At 32.2% G+C, this 17,890-nt stretch carries 21 protein-coding genes; 17 read left to right on the top strand and 4 right to left on the bottom strand.

The window, feature by feature from the left end; all coding sequences use genetic code 11:
• Nucleotides 1–18: 18 nt before the first annotated feature.
• The 11 genes from EV196_RS10885 (at nt 19) to EV196_RS10835 (ending at nt 9,305) form a co-directional block, all read left to right on the top strand.
• The gene (locus EV196_RS10885) at nt 19–963 is read left to right on the top strand and encodes an aldo/keto reductase (protein WP_132217795.1); all 945 of its coding nucleotides are present in this window, start codon (nt 19–21) and stop codon (nt 961–963) included.
• On the top strand, nt 954–1,469 hold the full coding sequence (locus EV196_RS10880; protein WP_132217794.1) for a peptide-methionine (S)-S-oxide reductase: 516 nt from the start codon (nt 954–956) through the stop codon (nt 1,467–1,469). Before EV196_RS10885 ends, EV196_RS10880 begins: the two co-directional genes overlap by 10 nt.
• An 84-nt stretch (nt 1,470–1,553) precedes the next feature.
• Entirely contained in the window at nt 1,554–2,420 is an 867-nt protein-coding gene (locus tag EV196_RS10875; RefSeq protein ID WP_132217793.1) for an acyl-CoA thioesterase, read from the top strand.
• Between the two features lie 114 nt (nt 2,421–2,534).
• Nucleotides 2,535–3,209, top strand: coding sequence for a glycerophosphodiester phosphodiesterase (locus EV196_RS10870; RefSeq protein ID WP_132217792.1), 675 nt, complete (start codon nt 2,535–2,537; stop codon nt 3,207–3,209).
• Nucleotides 3,206–4,447, top strand: a complete 1,242-nt coding sequence (locus EV196_RS10865; RefSeq protein ID WP_132217791.1) for a BaiN/RdsA family NAD(P)/FAD-dependent oxidoreductase — start codon at nt 3,206–3,208, stop codon at nt 4,445–4,447. Before EV196_RS10870 ends, EV196_RS10865 begins: the two co-directional genes overlap by 4 nt.
• On the top strand, nt 4,444–4,977 hold the full coding sequence (locus tag EV196_RS10860) for a DUF1697 domain-containing protein (protein ID WP_132217790.1): 534 nt from the start codon (nt 4,444–4,446) through the stop codon (nt 4,975–4,977). Before EV196_RS10865 ends, EV196_RS10860 begins: the two co-directional genes overlap by 4 nt.
• Nucleotides 4,978–4,980: 3 nt before the next feature.
• A complete protein-coding gene (gene mvaD, locus EV196_RS10855; protein ID WP_132217789.1) occupies nt 4,981–6,066 on the top strand; it encodes a diphosphomevalonate decarboxylase in 1,086 nt (361 codons plus the stop codon).
• Nucleotides 6,067–6,081: 15 nt separating this feature from the next.
• Complete coding sequence (locus EV196_RS10850; RefSeq protein ID WP_132217788.1) at nt 6,082–6,435, top strand: four helix bundle protein; 354 nt, start codon at nt 6,082–6,084, stop codon at nt 6,433–6,435.
• A 37-nt stretch (nt 6,436–6,472) separates the two neighbouring features.
• Nucleotides 6,473–7,402 carry a mevalonate kinase family protein gene (locus EV196_RS10845; RefSeq protein WP_132217787.1) on the top strand — a complete coding sequence of 310 codons (930 nt, stop codon included), beginning with the start codon at nt 6,473–6,475 and terminating at the stop codon, nt 7,400–7,402.
• Between the two features lie 52 nt (nt 7,403–7,454).
• Entirely contained in the window at nt 7,455–8,360 is a 906-nt protein-coding gene (locus tag EV196_RS10840; RefSeq protein WP_132217786.1) for a geranylgeranylglycerol-phosphate geranylgeranyltransferase, read from the top strand.
• Between the two features lie 63 nt (nt 8,361–8,423).
• Complete coding sequence (locus tag EV196_RS10835; protein WP_132217785.1) at nt 8,424–9,305, top strand: pseudouridine synthase; 882 nt, start codon at nt 8,424–8,426, stop codon at nt 9,303–9,305.
• 466 nt (nt 9,306–9,771) lie between these two features.
• On the opposite strand, the gene EV196_RS10825 is transcribed toward EV196_RS10835, so the two are convergent.
• A complete protein-coding gene (locus EV196_RS10825) occupies nt 9,772–10,359 on the bottom strand; it encodes an outer membrane protein (protein WP_132217783.1) in 588 nt (195 codons plus the stop codon).
• A gap of 35 nt (nt 10,360–10,394) precedes the next feature.
• The gene (locus tag EV196_RS10820) at nt 10,395–10,808 is read right to left on the bottom strand and encodes a hypothetical protein (RefSeq protein ID WP_132217782.1); all 414 of its coding nucleotides are present in this window, start codon (nt 10,806–10,808) and stop codon (nt 10,395–10,397) included.
• A 684-nt stretch (nt 10,809–11,492) separates the two neighbouring features.
• On the opposite strand from EV196_RS10820, the gene EV196_RS10815 reads away from it, so the two are divergent.
• The 6 genes from EV196_RS10815 to EV196_RS10790 are packed head-to-tail and all read left to right on the top strand — an operon-like array spanning nt 11,493 to nt 15,879.
• The gene (locus EV196_RS10815; RefSeq protein WP_132217781.1) at nt 11,493–12,890 is read left to right on the top strand and encodes a type III PLP-dependent enzyme domain-containing protein; all 1,398 of its coding nucleotides are present in this window, start codon (nt 11,493–11,495) and stop codon (nt 12,888–12,890) included.
• Nucleotides 12,880–13,806: an arginase family protein gene (locus EV196_RS10810; protein WP_132217780.1), complete on the top strand. Its 927-nt coding sequence runs from the start codon at nt 12,880–12,882 to the stop codon at nt 13,804–13,806. Before EV196_RS10815 ends, EV196_RS10810 begins: the two co-directional genes overlap by 11 nt.
• Nucleotides 13,796–14,773, top strand: coding sequence for a deoxyhypusine synthase family protein (locus EV196_RS10805; RefSeq protein WP_132217779.1), 978 nt, complete (start codon nt 13,796–13,798; stop codon nt 14,771–14,773). The genes EV196_RS10810 and EV196_RS10805 overlap by 11 nt, the downstream gene beginning before the upstream one ends.
• A gap of 16 nt (nt 14,774–14,789) precedes the next feature.
• Nucleotides 14,790–15,203, top strand: a complete 414-nt coding sequence (locus tag EV196_RS10800; protein WP_132217778.1) for a DNA primase — start codon at nt 14,790–14,792, stop codon at nt 15,201–15,203.
• A gap of 19 nt (nt 15,204–15,222) precedes the next feature.
• The gene (locus EV196_RS10795; protein WP_132217777.1) at nt 15,223–15,453 is read left to right on the top strand and encodes a hypothetical protein; all 231 of its coding nucleotides are present in this window, start codon (nt 15,223–15,225) and stop codon (nt 15,451–15,453) included.
• Nucleotides 15,454–15,465: 12 nt separating this feature from the next.
• Nucleotides 15,466–15,879, top strand: a complete 414-nt coding sequence (locus EV196_RS10790; protein WP_132217776.1) for a VOC family protein — start codon at nt 15,466–15,468, stop codon at nt 15,877–15,879.
• A gap of 77 nt (nt 15,880–15,956) precedes the next feature.
• Here the strand turns inward: EV196_RS10790 and EV196_RS10785 are convergent, their stop codons facing one another.
• Nucleotides 15,957–17,411, bottom strand: a complete 1,455-nt coding sequence (locus EV196_RS10785; protein ID WP_132217775.1) for a mannosyltransferase — start codon at nt 17,409–17,411, stop codon at nt 15,957–15,959.
• Between the two features lie 98 nt (nt 17,412–17,509).
• The coding region (locus EV196_RS10780; protein WP_132217774.1) for a T9SS type A sorting domain-containing protein at nt 17,510–17,890 on the bottom strand (381 nt) is incomplete at its 5' end.

The following is a 17,890-nucleotide window of genomic DNA, read 5'->3' as shown; positions in this document are numbered from 1 at the left end:
ATTTAATAAAAATAAAAAGTGAATTTAGGATTAGGAATGGCGGCTATTGGAAGATTGCATTATATTAATGTGAGAACCAATACTGTTGCGAAAAGCGATGTAAACGAACTGAAAGCTAATGGTTTTAAAGTACTAGATGAAGCTTATAATTTGGGTGTACGCTATTTTGATACGGCACCAGGTTATGGATTGGCAGAAGATTTGTTAATTGAATGGTTAACAACCAAAAATGATAAAAGTATAAAAGTGGCTACCAAATGGGGCTACACGTATACAGCAAATTTTGATAAAAATGCGACAGTTCACGAAGTGAAGGAACACAGCATTTCTAAATTAAAAGAGCAATGGCAAGTTTCTAAAAAATTGTTACCTTTTTTAACTACTTACCAAATTCATTCGGCTACTTTAGAAACGGGTGTGTTAGAAAATGAGTCGGTTTTAAATGAACTGGCCTATTTGAAAAGTGAATTCAATTTGAAAATGGGGATTTCAACCACAGGCGAAAATCAGGTAGAAGTTATTAAAAAAGCATTGGATGTTGTTGTTGAAGGTAAATCTTTATTTGATACCTTTCAAAGCACTTATAATATTTTAGACCAAAGTATTTTAAGTATTGCAGATACTTTAAAGCAGGAGGGTAAAAAATTAATTTTAAAAGAAACTTTGGCAAATGGACGGATTTTTAGAAATTCAAATTATCCTAAATATGCCGATTTTTATAACGTACTTGAAAGCTTATCAAAAAAATACGGCGTTGGTGTAGATGCCATTGCGCTACAATTCTGTGCTAAAACCATTCCTGAAAGTATGGTGTTAAGCGGTGCGAGTACCGTTACTCAATTGCAAGAAAATTTAAAAGTAGGATTATTCGTTTTAACCGAAGACGAATTAAATCAATTAAAAAGTTTTGAAGTAAAACCAACTTGGTATTGGAACGAGCGTAAGGAATTACAATGGAATTAATTTCAAAAATAGCTTTGGGAGGTGGCTGCCATTGGTGTACCGAAGCTGTTTTTCAATCGTTAATTGGTGTTGAAAATGTAGAACAGGGTTATGTGTCATCAGTTGATGGAAATAATGCATTTTCAGAAGCTGTTATTGTTCATTTTAATTCTGAATTGATTTCTTTGGAAACACTTATTGAAATTCATTTGTATACGCATAAAAGCACCAGTAATCATTCCATGCGAACCAAATATCGTTCGGCAATTTATACGTTTTCAGAAGACCATAATTCACAATCCGAAGCTATTATCAAAAGCTTTCAAAAGGAATTTGATAATAAATTAATCACAAAAGTGTACCCATTTCATTCCTTTAAAGCATCGCGTGAAGCTGTTCAGAATTATTATCAAAAAAATCCTGAAAAACCATTTTGTGAAACGTTTATAAATCCGAAGTTAAAATTGTTGTTAGAACAATTTTCACACCACACCAATATTGAAAAGTTGAGTCATTTAACAGAATAATAGAATATAAAAGAGCAAATAATTATTTTTAAAAATTTATCTCTTGTACTTTTGTTAATAATTATTCGAAATTAAAGTGATTTTATGACTTCTGTAAACGATTTATTAAACCTATTAGTTCTTGAAAAAATTAGTGAAACCGAATTTAATGGCATAAGTAAAACTATTGGTAGCCCCATAGTTTTTGGAGGTCAGGTATTGGCACAAGCTATAAATGCGGCTAGTAGAACCATTAACAATAATAGGGTGTTGCACTCCATGCACTCCTATTTTCTGGAAGCTGGAAATTTGGAACTGCCTATTACTTATAATGTAAGTATTGTTAGAGATGGAGGTAGTTTTTCGGTGCGTCGTGTTACAGCGCATCAAAAAGAACGCACTATTTTTATATTATCGGCATCGTTCCATAAAAAAGAAGCTGGATATAATCATCAAATAGAAATAAAATCAAACATAAAACAACCAGAAGAATTATTGGGTTGGACAGATATTCTTGAGCAATCCGGAGATTTCTTACCAAAAAGCATGAAAGCGTTTTTAGAGATTGAACGTCCTGTTGAATTTAAACCAACAGTTGTTGTAAATCCATTCGATAAGAAAGATTTACCGCCTTTTAGCGATGTGTGGTTTAAGCTAAAGGGTGATGCTAAAAATTTAGATTTAGCCACAAAACAACAGATTTTAACCTATATTTCAGATTATAATATTTTAGGTTCTACACTCAATCCGCATGCCAGTAAAGCACATTGGGGCAATACACAAACGGCGAGTTTGGATCATTCCATGTGGTATTTTAGGGATTTCGATTTTGATGATTGGTTACTATATTCCATGGAATCTCCAAGCACTTCCAGCGCCCGAGGTTTTGCCCGAGGGAATATTTTTACTAGAGATGGGAAATTAGTGGCATCGGTAGCACAGGAGGGTTTGATGCGGCCTATTTCAAAATAAAAAAGGAAAGATTATGCTTAAAATAATTAAGAAATATTATTTATGCATTAGTATCTGTTTTAATAGTGCTAAATTTACCGAGTTATTTTAATAAAATTTTAATTGGATAAAAATATGTTGATTATTGGTCATAGAGGAGCAAAAGGGCATTTGGCCGAAAATACGATTGAATCTATCAAAAAAGCATTGTCTTTAGGTGTTGATGGGATTGAGATAGATATACATAGGTGTGCTTCGGGGCAATTGGTAGTTTTTCATGATTTTACAATTGATAGAATGACGAATGGAACAGGTGAAGTTTCTAAACACACCCTGAACCAATTAAAGCAAGTTGAGGTTAAAGGGCGTTGTCAAATTCCAACCTTATCGGAAGTTTTAACCTTTGTAAACAATAAATGTCTGGTAAATATCGAGTTAAAAGGGCATGATACAGCGCAGGAAGCCAGTAGGTTAATTACTTTTTTTATTGAAAAAAAAGGGTGGGATTATAAAAACATTATAGTTTCTAGTTTTCAAAAAGAATTGCTGGAAACCGTTTATAATACCAACAAAAATATACCTTTAGGCGTATTGGTCGATACCAATTTAGAAGATGCTGTAGCTTTTGCCAAAAAAATAAATGCGGTATCAATTCATATAGATTATACCATGTTAACACAAGAAATTGTTGAGAACTTAAAAGAAAATTTTAAAGTGTTCACTTATACGGTAAACAATTTAAAACCTATAAAACGAATTAAATCGTATGGTGTAGATGGTATTATTTCCGATTTTCCTGATAGATTATGATTCAAAAGGATGTGATTATTGTTGGTGGTGGTGCTGCGGGTTTTTTTGCAGCTATTAACATTGCCGAACAAAATCCAAAATTGAAAGTCACCATTCTTGAACGCGGAAGCGAAGGCTTACAAAAAGTAAAAGTTTCTGGAGGTGGACGATGTAATGTAACCCATGCCGAATTTATTCCCCAAGAATTAATAAAAAATTATCCTCGTGGTGAAAAGGAATTATTAGGTCCTTTTCATCAATTCATGACGGGCGATACTATTGAATGGTTTGAAAAACGAGGTGTTGAGCTTAAGATAGAGGATGATGGCAGAATGTTTCCCGTTTCCAATTCGTCTCAAACCATTATTGATTGCTTTTTAAATGAAGCTAAAAAACATCACGTTCAGATTTTATATAACCAAAGTGTAACAGCCATTTCTCCACGATCTAGTCACACTGAACTTGTCGAAGTGCAGTCGAGAGGTTTTGAAATTTCAACTAAAGATTCATTCTTTACTTGCGAAAAATTACTCGTTGCTACTGGCAGCAACCCGAAAATCTGGAATCTTTTAGAAGCGCTAGGGCATACCATTTCACAACCTGTTCCTTCATTGTTTACTTTTGATATTAATGATGAACGGATAAAAGATATTCCAGGAGTTGTTGCTCAAAATGTTGAGGTCAAAGTTTTAGGAACCAATTTATGGAGTGAAGGCCCTTTGCTTATTACCCATGTTGGTATGAGTGCGCCAGTTATTTTAAAACTATCAGCTTTTGGTGCCGTAGAATTAGCAAACCGAGATTATAAATTCGAGATTGAAATCAATTTTATAAAACAGGCTTTTCGCGATTGTTTAGAAATTCTAAAAGAATTAAAACACGATTTAGCAAAAAAAACAGTATTCAAATCTACGCAATTCGACTTACCAAAACGGCTTTGGCAAAAATTAGTGTTAGCTTCAAACATGAATGAAGAAACCCGATGGGCAGATTTAAATAAAAGCCAATTAGAAGCATTGGCTTCACAACTTACCCAAGCCATTTTTAAAGTAGATGGAAAAAGCACCTTTAAAGAAGAGTTTGTAACTGCTGGTGGTGTCGATTTAAAAGAAATCAACTTCAAAACCTTTGAAAGTAAACTTTGTAAAAACCTTTATTTTGCAGGTGAAGTTATTAATGTAGATGCTATTACAGGCGGTTTTAACTTTCAAAATGCATGGACTGGGGCTTATATCGTGGCTAAATCTATTTCGCAATGAAAGCCTATATCGCTTTATTAAGAGGTATTAACGTTGGCGGACATAAAAAAGTCTCCATGATAGAGTTCCGTGATTTGTTAACTAAAACAGGTTTTCAAAACGTTCAAACATATATACAAAGTGGTAATGTTGTTTTTCAATCTTCTATAGAAATTTCCAAATTGGAGAAAATAATTCAAAAAAGTATTTATAATCATTTTGGTTTTGAAGTTTCAGTGATTATAAAAACTAACAAACAGCTTCAAGTAATTTTAGATAATTGCCCGTTATCAGAAGAAAAAAAGGAAAAAAGTTATTTCATAATGCTTAATAAAATTCCAGATTCTAATTTGGTAAAAGAAGTTGATAAAATAGCTTATGAAAATGAAGAAATTATCATTAAAAACGACTGTATTTACTTTTGTTGTTCAACAGGTTATGGACGCACAAAATTCAATATGAATACTTACGAGCGCAAATTAAACGTTGTTGGCACCTCAAGAAATTATAAAACCATGGTAAAACTATTATCTTTGTCTGCTGAAAATTAAGAAATGACTGAACAACAATTTATTCCAAAAGCATATTCAAATACCATTGAAAATGGCAAAGTAACTTGGGAATCGCCCAGTAACATTGCATTAGTAAAATATTGGGGAAAAAAGAAAGACCAAATTCCAGAAAACCCATCCATAAGTTTTACGCTGAATAATTGTAAAACAATCACAACTTTAACTTTTTCAAAAAATGAACATGCTTCTGATTTTGAATTTGAAGTATTCTTAGATGGCGAAAAGAAGGATGATTTTAAACCAAAAATTGAAACTTTTTTTAAGCGTGTTGAAGGCTATTTGCCTTTTTTAAAGCATTACAAGTTTAAAATTGAAACCAAAAACACTTTTCCACACAGTTCTGGAATTGCATCATCTGCAAGTGGTATGAGCGCTTTGGCTTTGTGTTTAATGAGTATTGAAAAACAATTGGCTACAGAAATAACAGAATCTTTTTTCAACCAAAAAGCATCCTTTTTAGCGCGTTTAGGTTCTGGGTCTGCCTGTAGAAGTATTGAAGGCGATTTAATTGTTTGGGGACAATCCAATGCTATTGACGGTAGCAGTGATTTGTTTGGTGTAAAATATCCTTATAAAGTTCATGAAAACTTCAAAGAATATCAAGATACCATATTGCTGGTTGATAAAGGTGAAAAACAGGTAAGTAGCACGGTTGGTCATAACTTAATGCATAACCATCCGTATGCAAAAAACAGGTTTCAACAAGCGCATGATAACCTTGAAAAGTTAAAACTTATATTAGAATCTGGAGATTTAGACGCATTTATCGCATTAATAGAAAGTGAAGCCTTAACCCTTCATGCCATGATGATGACCAGCATGCCGTATTTCATTTTAATGAAACCAAACACTCTAGAAATTATTAATAAAATTTGGAAGTTCCGTCAAGAAACGGGTCTGCATATTAGTTTTACTTTAGATGCTGGCGCAAACGTTCATGTGTTATATCCAAAAAATGAGTCGTTTGAAGTTTTGGAATTCATTAAAAATGAATTAGTTGCATATTGTCAAAACGCTCATTATATTTGCGACCAAATTGGTTTTGGAGCCAAACAATTAACAATGTAAAATTGATAATTGATAATGAAGGATGGAAATATTATTAGAACTAAAAGTTATCAATTTGCTGTTAGAGTTGTAAATTTGTATAAGTTTTTAGTTGAAGATAGAAAGGAGTTTGTGCTTTCAAAACAATTATTACGCTCCGGAACATCAATTGGAGCAAACGTTAGAGAAGCTGAGCATGCAGAAAGTAAAGCCGATTTTATCCATAAGTTGTCAATTGCTTTAAAAGAAGCAAACGAAACAGAGTATTGGATAGATTTGCTTAAAGAAACAAGTTATTTGAATAATTCTGAGTATATTAGTATTCAGGTTGATATAAAAGAAATTTTAAAACTTCTTACAAGTATCATAAAAACATCAAAACAAAAATAATTTTCAATTATTAATTGTTAATTATCAATTGAATTATATGAAAGGACCATTATTTTACTCTAAAATTTTACTCTTTGGTGAGTATGGAATCATTAAAGATTCCAAAGGATTATCTATACCTTATAATTTTTATAATGGGGCTTTAAAAACAGATATAAACCCATCGGAAGCTGCAATTAAATCTAACGAAAGTTTAAAACGTTTTGTTACTTACCTTGAAGCTATAAATCCTGAATTAGTAACGTTTGATATTGAGGCTTTAAAGAGTGATGTAGAGGCGGGTATGTATTTTGATTCGTCTATCCCACAAGGATATGGTGTTGGTAGTAGTGGAGCATTAGTTGCGGCTATTTATTACAATTATGCTCACAACAAAATTACGGTTTTAGAGAATTTAACCCGAGAAAAATTACTGACTTTAAAATCAATTTTTTCTGAAATGGAGTCTTTTTTTCATGGAAAATCTTCAGGTTTAGATCCCTTAAATAGTTATTTAAGTATTCCAATCCTTATAAATTCAAAAGATAATATTGAAGCAACAGGAATTCCTTCGCAAAAAGTTGATGGAATAGGAGCTGTGTTTTTATTAGATAGTGGTATTATAGGCGAAACGGCACCTATGGTGAGTATTTTTATGGAAAATATGAAGCAGGAAGGATTTCGGAATATGCTTAAGAACCAGTTTATAAAACATACCGATGCTTGTGTAGATGATTTCTTAAAAGGCGATATCAAATCGTTGTTTAAAAACACGAAGCAATTATCAAAAGTGGTTTTGAATAACTTTAAACCCATGATTCCTGTTCAGTTTCATGAACTGTGGAAAAAAGGCATCGAAACCAACGATTACTACTTGAAACTTTGTGGTTCTGGCGGTGGTGGTTATATTTTAGGTTTTACTGAAGATATAAATAAGGCAAAACAAGCATTAAAAGATTATAAATTAGAAGTTGTTTATAATTTTTAATTCACTTTTGTTATCCTGAACGTGTTTCAGAATTTTACCAAAATAGTTTTTCATGTTATCCAGAAAGCAAAAGCACATACTTCTTAAGTTTTTCAGTATGTTTTCTGTTATTAGAGGTTACAATATTTTAATTATTGTAATCGCTCAATATTTAGCGTCTATTTATATTTTGGCGCACGATAAACCACTACGGCATGTTGTTTTAGATATTAATTTATTCTTACTGGTTTTGGCTTCATCGGCCACCATTGCTGGAGGATATATTATCAATAATTTTTACGATTCAGAGAAAGATTTAATCAATCGTCCATTAAAATCGAAATTGGATAAATTGGTGAATCAAAACACCAAATTGTCTTTTTATTTTGTTTTGAATTTTTTAGCGGTTATCATGGTCAGTTACGTGTCTTTTAAAGCCGTTGTTTTCTTCTCCATTTATATTTTTGGTATTTGGTTTTATTCGCATAAATTGAAAAAAATGCCTTTTGTGGGTAATTTAACTTCGGCAATTTTAACCATTACACCATTTTTTGCCATTTTCATGTATTATAAAAATTTCGAAACTGTCATTTTTGTACATGCTATTTTCTTGTTTTTACTTATCTCGATGCGAGAACTTACCAAAGATTTGGAGAATATTACAGGCGATTTAACCCTAAATTACCATACCATTCCCATTGTTTATGGCGAAAATGTTTCCAAAAAAATGCTTACCGCATTATCTATTTTAACACTCATACCCATTTATTTGTTATTGTATAAATTCGAAATAGGTTATATGTATGTCTATTTCTATTTAAGTATTATTTTATTAGTGGTTTTTTTGGTATTGCTCTGGCGTTCTAAAACCAAATTACACTATCTAATCGGGCATAATATTTTAAAGTTTATTATTCTTTTGGGGGTTTTTAGTATTTTATTGATAGATGTTAACCTATTATTGAATAGGATTTTATAAAATCTGTAAATCAAAAATCGTAAATCGTAAATTTTAAAAGTATCTTTGCAAAAAATAAAAGTGATGAGTAGAACGCAAGGAACAAGTGGAAAAGGGAAACCTTCAGGAAGAGGACAGCAAAATGGTAACGGTAAAAATACCAGTAGAGGTGGTAGCGCTTCAAAAGGGAAAAGTTTTGCCAGAGGAAATGCGCCTATAAGAAATGTAAATCCACCATCAAAAAAACAGCCATCTAACCCAGACGAAATTCGTTTGAATAAATACGTTGCCAATTCAGGTATGTGTTCTCGTAGAGAAGCCGATGTGCATATTGCCACAGGTCTTGTAACCGTAAACGGTAAAGTAATTACCGAAATGGGTTATAAAGTGAAGCTTGATGATGAAGTGCGTTACGATGGTGCCCGTATTAACCCAGAGAAAAAAGCCTACGTTTTACTAAATAAACCTAAAGGTTTTGCGACCACTACTAGCGAAGGTAAAGGTAGAACCGTCATGGATTTGGTGGCGAATGCGACTACTTCTAGAATAAAACCAATCGGGCGTTTGGGCAGAAACTCGAAAGGCTTGTTGTTGTTTACAAACGATGATGTTATAGCTGCAAAATTCACCAATTCTAAAAATGGGGTGGCGAGGTTGTTTCAAATTGAATTAGATAAAAATTTGAAGCTAGACGATTTAAAAGCCATTCAAGCTGGTTTTAAAGTGGAAGGTAAACTTATTTCGGTTGAAGAGATTAGCTATATTGATGGGGAGTCTAAAAACCAAATAGGTTTAAAAATTAAGAATATAGGGAATACGTTAATTCGTACTATTTTCGATCATTTTAAATACGAAATTGTTAGTTTAGATTGTGTTGCTATTGGACCACTTACTAAAAAAGATATACCACGTGGGCATTGGAAACATTTAACCGAGCAAGAATTGAATAATTTGAAAATGCTTTAGTTGGGTTTTGGTTTTATATTTCAGTTGCTTTCGGTTTTATGAAATTCCAAAAGCTTGTCTGTAAATATATTTATTTCTTTTTTCTGTTTTAGTTTGAAGTCTGTAAACATAATCAGTCCGAAAACAACAAATAAAATTGGTAAAATCCAAATTCCTTTAATCAGCGAGATTATAGAAATCAGAAAACCGAGTACGAATAAAATTTTTGCATGAATTTTCATTGTTGATTTGAAGTCAAACTTCAAATCGAAATTTCCTGTGTCATTTAAAATTCCGATTAGTCTGTAATTATTAGGGAAATGATTTCGTATTAATTCAAACTTTTCAGTTTCGACATACCCATTATAGAATCCATTAACAATTAGCTTGTTCAGAATTCTTAAGTTTTTATCGTTTTTGTTAATTGTTTGTTTCATTCCTCAAATCACAGAATTGAGATTGGTTTAGCTAAAAGAAGCAATATTTTTTAAAATCGGTAACCCAAACCAATTTTCAAAATATTTATATTCGTATTATATTTTATATCAGGTACATCCTTGTTAACTCCTATTTTAATAAAATCATATTGAACTTGGGCGAATATCTTATCTGTTATATCATAAGCTATTCCTAAATTCAAATTCATTCCGCTTTCGGTTTCGCTTGAACTGATAGAACTATAGTTTTCTATGTTAAAGCCTTCAACATCAGTCGAATTCGCATTTATAAAAGAGTAACCAATTCCTATAGTTGGATGAAGCTTAGTGAGTGGTTTTAAGTTTAGTTCTGCAAATATTTTAGGACTAAATATATATGTTGTAACGTCAAAAGGTTGAACTCTGTCGTTTTTTGTGTTTTTATACATTCCGGCGTTTACTCCAATTCCTATATTTAGTAATTCTAAATTCGAGAAGTGATATTTAAGTCCTAAGTCTGCAATTCCGTTATAATTTTGTCCGATAAAATTTTCATCAATTGGTACTGGATAACTTAATTCTAGACTTAATTTTGAGTCTTGAGAAAATGTTTTAATTGTGAAAATTAGTATTAGAGTTAGTAATAGTTTTTGTTTCATGGTTGTGTTCTTCTTGAGTTTGTTTTCGTTAAATTCTAAAATTTAATTTTTTCCATTTTAAATCTTGGTTCAGTTAAATCTACGCCTTTTCTAACTCTAAATATATCCGTTATTGTTGCAAAAATCACCCAGTTGGAAGATCGGAATTTAGCTGTTCGATAATGTAAGGTTAATCTAGTTCTACTTGCTATTTCGATGTTGTTGTGACCTTCCATAAATTTCGGTATGTCATTATCACTCATAATTAGAACAACTTTCCTTTTATCAAGTCTGTAAAACGTTTGCGAACTCCACTCTAATACTTGAAAATCAGGAGTCAGATTAATTTTTGTTGATTGTAGATTAATATAAAGTGTGTCATAAGATATCTGAGCCATTTTAATATCTGGATGAAATATTACTTGATGTAACATATCGGGTACCGCTCTAGGTTTATCACCTTCTCTCATGACTCATCTTTTTAGTTGTGAAATTTGAAATTACTTAAATAATAAAGAATTAATATTATTCCTATACATAGTGCTGTCAAATGTTTGCCATCTCTTGATATACAAACCTTACTAATATCCATAAATAAGCCAAAATACACTAAGTTTATTGCTACCATTATCCCGTAAATATAAAATTATTTTCTGTAAAAAAACACGCTATATTTTCTATATATCACTTTTGCTAAAAGCTAACTTGTTTTACGGCATATCCGCGTTAGGGATTGCAGTGGAAAGCCCACAGCGACGCAGGAGCGAGGACTTGAAACGTAAAGCCCGACCCCTTGTGGGTAACGCCCAAAATCCATTTCAAAAAAAAACTAAAAAAAAAATCTAAATTACTTTATAATTAAATTTTTTATATTTCATTTGTAATGTAATTGCTGAACAAATTGAGACGTGTTTATATGTTCGGGTTTTTGAAATTTAAGAAGTTATTTTCAAAAGCAGCTTATAGAAAAAGTAACCGAATTTTAGAGCTAACTTCTGCTTATACTATTGCTGGTAGCCAGCATATATATGGCTTTGTTGCAACTACACAAAGTCCCATCCGAATTTGATTAATAGTAAATATAATTTGTATAGAAACGAATGTTTCTTAACTTTAAAAAAATAATATGAAACTATTACATCTAAAAATAAAGAATGAATACCAAATACATTGATTTAATTAATCAATCTTTTTATTTTCCTCAAGAAGAATTTGATCTAAAAGACAGACACTTACAGTTCCATGGCATTGACCTTATGGGATTGGTAGAACAATATGGAGCACCTTTAAAATTCACGTATTTACCACAAATATCGAACAATATTAATAGGGCAAAAGGTTGGTTTGATAAAGCTATTAAAGCTAATAAATATAAAGGTAAATATAGTTATTGCTACTGTACTAAAAGTTCGCATTTTAAGCATGTGCTTGATGAGGCTTTAAAGAACGATATACATATTGAAACATCGTCTGCTTTTGATATTGATATTGTTGAAAGCTTAAAAGCTGAAGGTAAAATTACCGATAAAACTTATGTGATTAGCAATGGTTTTAAAAGGGATCAATACATTTCTAACATTGCGCGATTGATTAATAACGGACACAAAAACTGTATCCCCATTATTGACAATTACGAGGAAATTGATTTGCTTTCAAAAGAAATAAAAGGAAAGTTTAATATTGGTATTAGAATTGCTTCGGAAGAAGAACCGAAATTTGAGTTTTATACCTCACGTTTAGGTATTGGTTATAAAAATATTTTACCTTTTTACAGAAGTCAGATTAAAGAAAACAAAAAAATTAAGCTTAAAATGCTTCACTTTTTCATCAATACAGGTATTCGCGATAATGCATATTATTGGAACGAGTTGGCGAAATGTTTAAAGGTTTACACAAGCTTAAAACGTATATGCCCAACTTTAGATAGTTTGAATATTGGCGGCGGATTCCCTATTAAAAACTCATTGGCTTTCGATTTTGATTATGAATACATGGTTAATGAAATCTTGAATCAAATTAAATTGGTTTGTGAGGAAGAGGAAGTTGAAGTGCCAAATATTTTTACAGAATTTGGAAGTTTTACAGTAGGTGAAAGTGGTGGTGCAATTTATGAGGTTTTATACCAAAAGCAGCAAAATGATCGTGAGAAGTGGAATATGATTAACTCATCTTTCATCACAACCTTACCAGATACTTGGGCTATAAACAAACGCTTCGTTATGCTGCCCATTAACAGGTGGTACGAAAGTTACGAACGCGTTTTATTAGGTGGTTTAACCTGTGATAGTGACGATTATTATAATAGTGAACAGCACATGAACGCTATTTATTTGCCAAAATACAATAAAGAAAAACCATTATATATTGGTTTCTTTAATACAGGTGCTTACCAAGAAACTATTGGCGGGTTTGGTGGTTTACAACACTGCTTAATACCCATGCCAAAACATATTTTAATTGATAGGGATGCAGATGGAAACATCACAACCGAATTATTTAGTGAACAACAAAAAAGTGAAGACTTACTTAAAATTTTAGGTTATGACAAATAACACGTATGCTGGTATACCAGAGGAATTTTCAAAATTAGAACAGTCTAAAATTGTTTTAATACCGGTGCCTTATGATGCAACTAGTACGGTTCAAAAAGGGCCAGAAGCCTTTTTAAAAGCTTCAAGTAACATGGAACTGTATGACATAGAAACAGATACTGAGGTTTACCAACAAGGTATTCATTTAGCCGATGCTGTTGATGATAATGAGTCGCCTGAAGCATTGGTTGATGCTGTTCACCAAACCACAAAAAAATATATTAAGAAAAATAAGTTTGTAACCTTGTTTGGTGGCGAACATGCTATTTCTATAGGAACCATTCGTGCTTTTAACGAAATGTTTTCAAGTTTAACGGTTTTAAACATTGGTGCGCATGCGCATTTGCGTAAAAATCATAATGGTGAATCTGTAAATAATGCTTGTGCATTGCATGAAGCAAGCCAAACAACCAATTTAATACAAGTGGGTATTCGCTCGATGAGTGCGAATGAAAAAACAATTGCAGATCCAGATAAAACCTATTTTGCACATGAAATGGCGGTTGATGATACGTGGATGGACTCTGCTATTGACCAAATGACGGATACTGTATTTATTAACTTTAGTTTAAGCGGTTTAGATCTTTCCATCATGCCAAATGTACCAGAACCTTTACCAGGTGGTCTGTTTTGGTACGAAACTTTAGATTTTTTAAAGCAAGTTTTTGCTGAAAAAAATGTAGTTGGGTTTGATATAGTTGATTTATGCCCAAGCGTAAAACAAAAATCTTCCGATTTTTTAGCCGCAAAATTGTATTATAAAATGTTAAGTTATAAATTTATGGATCAAGAAGTAGGCGATGATTATGATAATGCTTACGATAATTCAAAACAAAAAAATAACGCATCAAAATTTAATGACGACGATGAGTACTAAAGGACCTATATCACAATTTATAGAAAAAAATTATTTACATTTTAACGCTGCTGCTTTGGTTGATGCAGCAAAAGGCTACGAAACCCATTTGTTAGAAGGTGGGAAAATGATGGTAACCTTAGCTGGCGCTATGAGTACTGCAGAGTTAGGAAAATCGTTGGCAGAAATGATTCGTCAAGATAAAATTCATATCATTTCTTGTACAGGGGCAAACCTTGAAGAAGATATCATGAATTTGGTGGCTCATAATTCATACAAAAGAGTACCAAATTATAGAGATTTATCGCCACAAGAAGAAAGAGATTTGTTAGACAATCATTTCAATCGTGTTACTGATACGTGTATTCCTGAAGAAGAAGCTTTTAGACGCTTACAATCGCATTTATACGATATTTGGAATAAAGCTGATAAAGCAGGTGAACGTTATTTTCCTCACGAATTTATGTATCAAATGCTAAATTCAGGTGTTTTAGAGCAGTATTATGAAATTGACCCTAAAGATTCTTGGATGGTTGCTGCTGCTGAAAAAAACTTACCAATTGTAGTTCCAGGATGGGAAGATAGTACCATGGGTAATATTTTTGCATCGTATTGTATTAAAGGGGAGTTTAAACCAACAACTACCAAAAACGGTATTGAATACATGATGTGGTTGGCAGATTGGTACCCTAAAAATTCTGGTGGTAAAGGTGTAGGTTTCTTCCAAGTTGGTGGTGGTATTGCGGGCGATTTCCCAATATGCGTCGTGCCAATGCTTTACCAAGATATGGAAATGCACGACATCCCGTTTTGGGGGTATTTTTGCCAAATAAGTGACTCAACAACAAGCTATGGCTCTTATTCTGGGGCTGTTCCAAACGAAAAAATTACATGGGGTAAATTAGATGTTGATACTCCAAAATACATCATAGAAAGTGATGCAACTATTGTTGCACCATTAATTTTTGCATATTTGTTAGACCAATAACTCAACCCAAATAAAAATGTTACGGAAAATTGTAGATTACAAAAAACTAAATGAAGATATATTAAATCTTCTTGTTGAAAAGTTTCCTGATGGATACGATGAAACCGATGTGATTTCTTTTAGAAATGCACAAAATGAAATTATAGAAGCTGTAGAGGTTAGAACAGATGATACTATTTACTTAGTTAAAGTTGGTAAGCGCCTTGTTCAAGCTATGGAAGATTTCGGTGATGATGATTCAGATGCTACTGAAGATTTTGAAGAAGTAAAAGTAGATGATGCTGATGCTGATTTAGATGACGACGACGATGATGATGTGGTTGTTAAAAAACCGAGTATGGATGATGATGGCGACGACGACGACGATGCTGATATGGATGATGCCGATTCTGATTACGATGAGGATGACGAAGATGATGATATTGATTAATTCAAAGTAGATATTAGCTATGAGAACAGCTGTTTTTAAGTCTTACAAAAACGGTTACTTTACGTTTTGGTTTGAAAATGGAGAAGAATTAGTATTCGAGGAAGTACACCCAAGAGTATTAAAACAATACGATTTAAAGAACGACAAAAGTTACATTGACAAAAGTTTTAGAATAACTTTTGTTGAAGATTTTGAAGATGAAGACGAAGATTTTGTAATTTACAGAGTTGAAAGTTTAAAACCTCTTTAATCCTATTATATTATGGGCGCATCATTTCATATGTCGTTGCCTTGTTTGAGCATAAAAAGCACAGAAAATTTTTATGTTGAAAATATGGGCGCTTCCTTAGGAAGGAAAACACAAAGTTGGGTCGATATCAATTTATTTGGCAATCAAATAACATTTATAAAGGCTGAAAAATTTAACTTTAACAGTCCTAATTATGTTTTCGAAGGGAAGATATTACCCTCGTTTCATTTTGGTGTGATTGTAGAGTTAAAAGATTGGGAACGAATTTACGAAACATGCAAACAACAAAAGCTTGATTTGGTTACAGACTCAAAGTTTTTAGAAGGTAAAACAGGAGAACATGTGTCGTTTTTTGTAAAAGACCCAAACGATTATATGGTGGAATTCAAGAGTTTTAAAAACTCAGAATCCGTATTTAAAAAGTAATATTATTTCAGGTTGAGCGCAGTCGAAACCTATTTTATCTAGAGTATTAACAGATGTCTATTACGCTTGAACTGACATTAAAAAAGGCTTTTAACAGCCTTTTTTTTGTTTATAAAAGCCTCCCAAATAAATACACTATAAACAATAGTATATTCCAACGTAAGAATCCAAAGGTTTTCTGTATTGTTGGTATTCATATAAGCCAAATAACTTAGTATAATAGCAAAACTCCAAACCAGAGGGAATTTATAATTTGTAAATACAGATAGAATTAAAAGTGTTGCCACATACCAAGGATGAACCGTGGTTGCCGTAAAATAATAAAATGATAAAGCCAGTAGCATACTGGTAATAAGTTGAATTGTGTTTTTGTTTTTTCTAAAAAAAGCCATGCTTAATATAAAAAGCACAACCAAAACAGGTGTTATTTTACCAATAGTAGCAATTTCATTATAGCCTCTAAATTGATAGCCAATTTCTCTGGCTATATAATATAAACTAGCATTAAATTCAAAATCCTGAAACCATAAACCAACGGTTTTCGCATAATTGCTTATGAATTGTTTTGAGTAAAATGGAAGAAAGAATAAGGCAGTAGTTAGTAAAGTGATGGCATAAAACCCAGTTAACTTTGTTAATCCTGCAAAAACAGAAACTCGTATTACGTCATTGCGAGGAGAAGTTGACGAAATAATCTCATCGTCATTTGTAAGATTTGGCGCAGTCGAAACATTTTCATGCTTCACAAACCACTTAAAAAACAAAGGTAAAAACATTAAAGGAATCAATTTTACTGAAATAGAACATCCTAAAATAACAGCAGCTATTTTCCATTTACCTGAATGCAATAAATATAAACTCCAAATCAAGAAGAAAATCATCACACCTTCAAAATGAAGATTGCCCGTTAATTCAATAATTATAAAGGGATTCAAAATATACCAAAAGATATTATGAACAGGGATATTTAACCTTTCTAAAAGCTTCTTTCCAAAAAAAAGAGTGCCAAAATCGGCAGAAATGATAAGAAAGCGCATCACCACAACCGAACCCAAAATACTTTTTCCTGCAAACATACTAGCAATAACAAAACATAATTGGTTTATAGGTGGGTAGTTGGTGAAGTGACTTGCATTAAGCGCTCCCATGCCTCGGTGAAGTTCCTGGGCTTGATCTACGGGGAATTCGCTAACGCTAATAAATGCTTCTACCGTATGCAAATAGGGGTTTAAACCTTCTAAAAGCATTCTGCCATCCCAAATAAAACGATAAAAATCTTGGGACAAATTTGGTATGGCTAAAATAAAAATAGCTCTAAATAAAAAGGCTAACCAAGTTAAAAATATAAGCTGCGTTTTTAAAATTTGAACCAATTTATAAAATAGAAAAAACAATGCAGAATAAAGCATTAAAAGCTTTAAGTAATCTGTTCTAACCAAATCGTAAGCAAAAGAAATATAGAATAAAACACTGGAAAAAATCCATAGTAAAGGAGTTCTGTTAAGTTTTAAAAAATTAGTGCTTATTACCATGATTCAAATATAATATTATTTGTTTGGTAGGTTGCATAAAAAGAGGCTGTCTACCAAGATAGCCTCTTTTCCATATTATTTTTTTTGAAATAAATTTATTAGTTTTTCATTAACTGTTTTCTTAATTGCCCCATGTCAGAATCTATTAAGATAAAATAGGTGCCTGTGTTTAGATTCGAGATGTTAATACGAATATTTGGGACATTGTTGTTTAAATTGATACTTTTTACAATTCTACCTGACACATCGTATAAATTAACGGATTTTATGTTAATCCCTTTCAAATTATTAAGAATTAAATCATCAATTACGGGATTTGGGTATATTTTTAAGCTTTTATTTAGATTATTATCATCGATGCTTAAACTAGATTCTACCACAATAGGCGCACCGGTTACATCCAATGAAGCGCACAGTCCGTTAGAGGTTACAAGTCCTAGCACATCCCCACCAGTGGTGGTTCCGGGCACTACGATGGT

This window comes from Mariniflexile fucanivorans, assembly GCF_004341235.1.
In the GTDB taxonomy this organism is placed as follows: domain Bacteria; phylum Bacteroidota; class Bacteroidia; order Flavobacteriales; family Flavobacteriaceae; genus Mariniflexile; species Mariniflexile fucanivorans.
This window is presented reverse-complemented; position numbering and strand designations above follow the sequence as displayed.

Excerpts from the sequence above, each read along its gene's own strand:
- EV196_RS10800 (WP_132217778.1), top strand. The coding sequence starts at position 14,790 with ATGTTACGGAAAATTGTAGATTACAAAAAACTAAATGAAGATATATTA.
- EV196_RS10835 (WP_132217785.1), top strand. The coding sequence starts at position 8,424 with ATGAGTAGAACGCAAGGAACAAGTGGAAAAGGGAAACCTTCAGGAAGA.
- EV196_RS10805 (WP_132217779.1), top strand. The coding sequence starts at position 13,796 with ATGAGTACTAAAGGACCTATATCACAATTTATAGAAAAAAATTATTTA.
- EV196_RS10790 (WP_132217776.1), top strand. The coding sequence starts at position 15,466 with ATGGGCGCATCATTTCATATGTCGTTGCCTTGTTTGAGCATAAAAAGC.
- EV196_RS10870 (WP_132217792.1), top strand. The coding sequence starts at position 2,535 with ATGTTGATTATTGGTCATAGAGGAGCAAAAGGGCATTTGGCCGAAAAT.
- EV196_RS10840 (WP_132217786.1), top strand. The coding sequence starts at position 7,455 with ATGTTATCCAGAAAGCAAAAGCACATACTTCTTAAGTTTTTCAGTATG.
- EV196_RS10845 (WP_132217787.1), top strand. The coding sequence starts at position 6,473 with ATGAAAGGACCATTATTTTACTCTAAAATTTTACTCTTTGGTGAGTAT.
- EV196_RS10860 (WP_132217790.1), top strand. The coding sequence starts at position 4,444 with ATGAAAGCCTATATCGCTTTATTAAGAGGTATTAACGTTGGCGGACAT.
- EV196_RS10820 (WP_132217782.1), bottom strand. The coding sequence starts at position 10,808 with ATGAGAGAAGGTGATAAACCTAGAGCGGTACCCGATATGTTACATCAA.
- EV196_RS10865 (WP_132217791.1), top strand. The coding sequence starts at position 3,206 with ATGATTCAAAAGGATGTGATTATTGTTGGTGGTGGTGCTGCGGGTTTT.
- EV196_RS10815 (WP_132217781.1), top strand. The coding sequence starts at position 11,493 with ATGAATACCAAATACATTGATTTAATTAATCAATCTTTTTATTTTCCT.
- EV196_RS10880 (WP_132217794.1), top strand. The coding sequence starts at position 954 with ATGGAATTAATTTCAAAAATAGCTTTGGGAGGTGGCTGCCATTGGTGT.
- EV196_RS10795 (WP_132217777.1), top strand. The coding sequence starts at position 15,223 with ATGAGAACAGCTGTTTTTAAGTCTTACAAAAACGGTTACTTTACGTTT.
- EV196_RS10810 (WP_132217780.1), top strand. The coding sequence starts at position 12,880 with ATGACAAATAACACGTATGCTGGTATACCAGAGGAATTTTCAAAATTA.
- EV196_RS10875 (WP_132217793.1), top strand. The coding sequence starts at position 1,554 with ATGACTTCTGTAAACGATTTATTAAACCTATTAGTTCTTGAAAAAATT.
- EV196_RS10785 (WP_132217775.1), bottom strand. The coding sequence starts at position 17,411 with ATGGTAATAAGCACTAATTTTTTAAAACTTAACAGAACTCCTTTACTA.
- EV196_RS10850 (WP_132217788.1), top strand. The coding sequence starts at position 6,082 with ATGAAGGATGGAAATATTATTAGAACTAAAAGTTATCAATTTGCTGTT.
- mvaD (WP_132217789.1), top strand. The coding sequence starts at position 4,981 with ATGACTGAACAACAATTTATTCCAAAAGCATATTCAAATACCATTGAA.
- EV196_RS10825 (WP_132217783.1), bottom strand. The coding sequence starts at position 10,359 with ATGAAACAAAAACTATTACTAACTCTAATACTAATTTTCACAATTAAA.